Here is a 5,043-nt window from a genome sequence, read left to right on the forward strand (position 1 = left end):
GGCAAGCATTTACCCTGTGTTAAGGCATTTCAGATTGGTTAGTGAACCAACTCAGACGATAGCGAGCGCATTAAGCCGCGTAGGATGGCAGCATCAGCTCTGAGCCCGACACGTTCCATATCTGATGCCAAATGGCTAATTCTGACGATAAGCGCTTCGTTAAGCGAGGAGGTGTTGGTCGATTGGACTTGCATGGTTTTTCCGTGCTGTTGATAGCGACAGATTCATTTTCTGCATGGAAATAGTTAAAATGACCTTAATGGGGCAGCTGTAACAGCTGCAAGTGTCTATCAATTACTAGCGGCGAGCCGGCCGGCGGCGGTGTCGACGATCGCCAGCCGGTCGGCATTGTCCTCGGTCGCGAACAGCCGCCCGGAGCGGCGGTCCGCCAGCAGCGCGGTCGGCTCGCCCAGCGTCGCGATGCGGCCGGTGACGCTGATCCCTGTCGAACCGATCGCCAGGGCGACGATCTGCCGGTCGCGCGGCGAGGACAGCCACGCGCGGCCGGGTTCCGGCCACACCACCGCGAACGGGTTCTCGCCGCCGGCGACACCCGCCTGGGCTGGGTCGATCTTGCCGGGACGCAGATCCTGCTCGGCGACCACGGCGTTGCGGTCGAGGTCGAGCAGGCTCGCCGAATCATTATAGTAGTTGGCGACCAGCGCGCGATGGCCGTCGGGGCTGACCGCGACGCCGGCGGCCTGCGGCTTGACCTCGGCCCCCAGGCCCGCCTTGTGGCCCAGCTCGATCGTCGCGGTCTCGGCAAAGCCGGTGCCGCGGCGCGCGAAGACATGGACGACATCGTCCACCCCGCCGCCGACCAGGAAGCCACGCCCGTCGGGCCGCCAGGCGATGCCGCCATAGCTGTTCTTGACCGGCAGAGTCTGGAGCAGGCGGCTGCCCCGCGCCGACACGGCGTAGCGGAAGACATATTGCACCGACTGCGCCTCGATCACCTTGCCGTCGGCACCGTTGACGCGGTTATAGCCGCTGGTCAGCACCAGCATCTCGCGCCCATCGGGACTGGTCGCGGCCGCCGCCGCCCCGTCGGCAAGATAGCTGGGGACCGGGCCGATGCCGGTCGTCAGCGGCTCGAAGCGCGCGCCCGGTGCCGCCAGCGGCGTCAGCGCCTGTCCAGTCGGCAGCAGCTGGGGCTCTTGGCTCTGCTGCGCGGCGGCGATGCCCGAGGGCAAGGCGGCCATCGCCATGATGAGACAGGACAAACGCATGGCGACCCTCTTACTGCTGACCGGTAGCGCGGCCTTATGACACTTCGCCGACACTAGCATCATCAGCAGCCGGCAGCGCCCGAACTAATCGAGCTTGCGGATCGTCTCGTCGAGCACCGCCATGCGGACGCCGAACTTGCGCACCACCAGGCGGTTGCGGATCACCCGGCCGCCAGGTTGCAGCGTGAGCGATTGCCGGATGTGCAGGCCGCCCCTGGCGGTGAAGCGCAGCCGCAGCACGTCGCCGCTGACGACGCCCTCGACCGGGCCGACCGCGTCGCTCAACTCGCCGGCATAGGTCTTGTCGCCCGTTCGCCGCAGCGTCCATCGCCGGTTGCGGGGCGGCTTGCCCTCCTGCTCGATGCGCTGGACCAGCAGCAACGAGCCGTCGCGCTCGACCTGGCCTTCGCCGGCGACATGCACGCCGCGTCGCCGCGACAGCGCGACCTTGAGCGTGCCGACGCCGTCGCTATGCCCGGCGAAGAACGCGATGGGGTCGAACGCATCGGCGGCAGTGGCGCAGGCGGAGGCGACCAGCGCGAGAGCCAGGCCGAGCCTGATCATGCCGTCCCCATGACCTGGGCCGCGAAGCGCTCCATCTCCTCGGCCTGCGGGCTCATCTGGAGCAGCAGCAGGTCGAGCCCGACGGCCTTATATTCGGCGATCCGCTCCTTCAGCTGTTCGGGCGTGCCGACCAGGTTCGGGCGCAAGCCGCGGTTGGACACCGAATATTCCTGGATCTTCAGCTCGCGCTCCAGCTGCGTGCCCGACAGCCACTGGTCGAAATTGGCATAGCCGGCGGGCAGCTCGGCGACCGTGGTGATCCGCTCCAGCTCGCGCTTCGCCTCCGCCTCGCTGTCGCGCACGATCGCATAGGCGGCCATGCCGTATTGCATCGGCGTGCCGCCCGCCTCTTCGCGCAGCCGTGCCATGTCGGCGGTCTTGGGCGCGATCGCGCTCGCGGGGTCGCCGTGCATGACATAGGCGTCGCACTGGCGCGCGATCATCGCCTTGGCACGGTGGCTTTCGCCGCCGGCATAGACGGTCGGGCGCTTGGCCGGCTTGGGCGCGCAGATCGCGTCCTGCGTCTGGTAGAACTGTCCCGCGAAGCTGAACCGTTCCTCGCTCCACAGGCCATCGACCACCCGCAGCCATTCGGCGGTGCGGGCGTAGCGGTCGTCGTGCTGGTCGAACTGCAGGCCGTACTGCTTCGCCTCGTCCGCCCACCAGGACGACACGACGTTGAGCGCCAGCCGGCCGCCCGAGATCCGGTCGATGTTCGCCGCCGCCTTGGCGAACAGCGCCGGGTGGTGGAAGTTGGGCCGCACCGCGACCATCAGCTCGACGCTCGTCGTCACCGCCGCCAGCGCCGCTGCCGTCGACCAGGCGTCGAGCGCCGGCTGCTCGACGCCCTTGATGTCGTTGAGGTTGAGCTCGGCGATCAGCGTCAGGTCGTACCCCCAGCGCTCGGCGTCTAGCGTCAGCCGCTTCGTGTAGTCCCAACTCGCCGCCATCCCCTCGTCGGCAACGTTGCGCAGCCAGCCGCCGAACACCGGCGTCCAATATCCGTACCGCATCAGGGCGCTCCGATCCGCTCGATCAGGTAATCGACCAGGCGGTCGTGCGGGTCCCAGCCAAGGACTTCCAATGGCCGGGCAACGAAGTTGGAGAGCGCGTTGATGTCGTAGAAGCGCGCCACGCCGTCGCGGTCGTCGACCATCACCTCGACCCCGCCGACGTCGAGGTCGACGGCGCGGGCGATCCCTTCGACGGCGTCGCGCAGCGTCGCGCCGGGATCAGCCGCGCTCATCCGGATCGCGGGCGCGCCGGGCACTGCGCAGGCGTCGGCAGGGCACAGGTCGAACGCACCGCCGCCCGCGACCTCCAGCGCATAGAGGAAGCGCCGGTCGAGCGTCTCGATCCGGGTGATGGTGCCGCCGCGTGCGGGCACGAAATCCTGCACCAGCAGGACGCTGTCGATGCTGTGCGGCAGCGTGGCGTCGGCGACGGCGGCGCGCACGCTTTCCAGGTCGTCATAGCGGACGATGCCGGCCCCCGAGCCGCCGATATTGGCTTTGACGACCAGAGGAAAGCCGATCGCCTCGGCCGCCGCCGGCACGTCCGCCGCGCGGTGCACCACCCGGGTCCGCGGGATCGCGAGGCCGAGCGAGGCGATCAGCGACAGCTGCCGCGCCTTGGACGAGTCGATCGCCAGCACCTCCGGCCCGTTGACGATTCCCGCGCCGCCGCGCCGCCAATGGTCGAGCAGCGCCTGCGCGTGGAAGATCGGGTGCTCGCCGCCCCGCCCGTCGCCGGCCCGCAGGAAGCTCGACATGGCGATGCGGTTGAACACCAGCGGCGCTGGCGGCTGACGGTCGGCTGGGTCCCAGCCACCGTCGGGCGTCAACGCGACGTGGTCGACGCCGCGCCGGTCCAGCGCCGCGAACAGCGGCCGGAACCACTCGGGATGCTCGTAGAGGATGGCGAGATCGGTCATTGGTCGGTCGGCACCCGCTATGCTCCTGTTGGCGATAACGCCTTTGCAGAGCGATCGGCAGCCGGCCATGCCAATTATCGCACTCGCCCTTTAATGCCAGCGGGTTGACGCCGTAGCGGCGGGACGCGCGTTAGCCCCAGCATGATCGACGCCAGTCTCTCTCTCCGCGGCCAAGCCAAACGCGGTATTGTCCGTCAGGTGCAGGCGGTGTTCAATGACCGGACGCGCGGCGAGCGGCCGGTCGAGCGCAGCGACGACGCGCTGTTCGCGCCGGATTCGGTGATCTGGCGGGTGCATGGCGACGTCACCAGCATGATGATCGGCGGCGTCGCGGCGCTGCTGCTCCAGATGCTGCACCCGGCGGTGCTGGCGGGCGTCTGGGACCATTCCAACTTCCGCACCGACATGATGGGGCGGCTGCGGCGGACGGCGCGCTTCATCGCGGTCACCACCTATGGCGACCGGGGCGACGCGCTGACCTCGATCGCGAAGGTGCGGCACGTTCATGGCCACATCGGCGGCACGCTGGCCGACGGCAGCGCCTATGCGGCGGACGATCCGGCGCTGCTGAGCTGGGTGCATGTCTGCGAGGCGTGGTGCTTCCTTGCAGCCTGGCAGCGCTACGGCAACCGGCGGCTGTCGGCCGCCGACGAGGATCGGTATTTCGCCGACTTCGCCAGCATCGGCGTCGCTCTGGGGGTCGATCCGGTGCCGCGCGACAAGGCCGAAGCGGTCGGCGTTATCGAGGCCATGCGGCCACTGCTGGCGGTGGACGATCGCACCCGCGAGGTCGCGCGGCTGGTGCTGGGCCACAAGCCCGCCAACCCGCTCACCATGCCCGTGCAGCAAGTGACGATGCAGGCGGCGGTCGACCTGCTGCCGGACTGGGCGCGGCGGATGCATGGCCTGCCGGCGTCGCCGCTGTTGATGAGGCCGCTGGTCGATACCGCCGCGGTCGGCCTGGCGACGACGCTGCGCTGGGCCTTTGCCCGCTAGCGGAGCCGCTCCGCTACGTCAGGCGGCCTGGCGGACCAGCTCCAGCCGGCCCCAGATCTCGCTGAGCGCGTCGGTGAGCTCGCGCATCATCGCCTCGTCGTGCTGCGGGCCCGGCGTGAAGCGCAGCCGCTCGGTGCCGCGCGGCACGGTGGGATAGTTGATCGGCTGGACGTAGACGCCATACTCGGCGAGCAGGATGTCGCTGATCCGCTTGGCCTTGACCGGATCGCCGACCATCAGCGGCACGATGTGGGTGTCGGTCGCCAGCATCGGCAGGCCGGCCTCGGCGAACATCGCCTTCAGCCGCGCCGCCGCCGCCTG

6 protein-coding genes are annotated in these 5,043 nt (G+C 69.0%); 1 reads left to right on the top strand and 5 read right to left on the bottom strand.

Features of this window, described 5'->3' with window-relative positions:
* Positions 1-290: 290 nt before the first annotated feature.
* The 4 genes from HUU96_RS11030 to HUU96_RS11045 all read right to left on the bottom strand — a co-directional run bounded on the left by HUU96_RS11030 (position 291) and on the right by HUU96_RS11045 (position 3,726).
* Complete coding sequence (locus HUU96_RS11030; protein WP_254605187.1) at positions 291-1,229, bottom strand: YncE family protein; 939 nt, start codon at positions 1,227-1,229, stop codon at positions 291-293.
* A gap of 84 nt (positions 1,230-1,313) precedes the next feature.
* Positions 1,314-1,793: a DUF3833 family protein gene (locus tag HUU96_RS11035; protein ID WP_174292849.1), complete on the bottom strand. Its 480-nt coding sequence runs from the start codon at positions 1,791-1,793 to the stop codon at positions 1,314-1,316.
* Positions 1,790-2,806: an LLM class flavin-dependent oxidoreductase gene (locus HUU96_RS11040; protein WP_174292850.1), complete on the bottom strand. Its 1,017-nt coding sequence runs from the start codon at positions 2,804-2,806 to the stop codon at positions 1,790-1,792. The genes HUU96_RS11035 and HUU96_RS11040 overlap by 4 nt, the downstream gene beginning before the upstream one ends.
* Positions 2,806-3,726, bottom strand: a complete 921-nt coding sequence (locus tag HUU96_RS11045) for an ATP-grasp domain-containing protein (RefSeq protein WP_174292851.1) — start codon at positions 3,724-3,726, stop codon at positions 2,806-2,808. Before HUU96_RS11045 ends, HUU96_RS11040 begins: the two co-directional genes overlap by 1 nt.
* Positions 3,727-3,867: 141 nt before the next feature.
* Between HUU96_RS11045 and HUU96_RS11050 the strand changes: the two genes are divergently transcribed.
* Entirely contained in the window at positions 3,868-4,722 is an 855-nt protein-coding gene (locus HUU96_RS11050; protein ID WP_174292852.1) for an oxygenase MpaB family protein, read from the top strand.
* Between the two features lie 18 nt (positions 4,723-4,740).
* Here HUU96_RS11050 and HUU96_RS11055 read toward each other — a convergent pair.
* The coding region (locus HUU96_RS11055) for an aminotransferase class I/II-fold pyridoxal phosphate-dependent enzyme (protein ID WP_174292853.1) at positions 4,741-5,043 on the bottom strand (303 nt) is incomplete at its 5' end.

Source organism: Sphingomonas bacterium (genome assembly GCF_903644135.1).
GTDB lineage: Bacteria > Pseudomonadota > Alphaproteobacteria > Sphingomonadales > Sphingomonadaceae > Sphingomonas.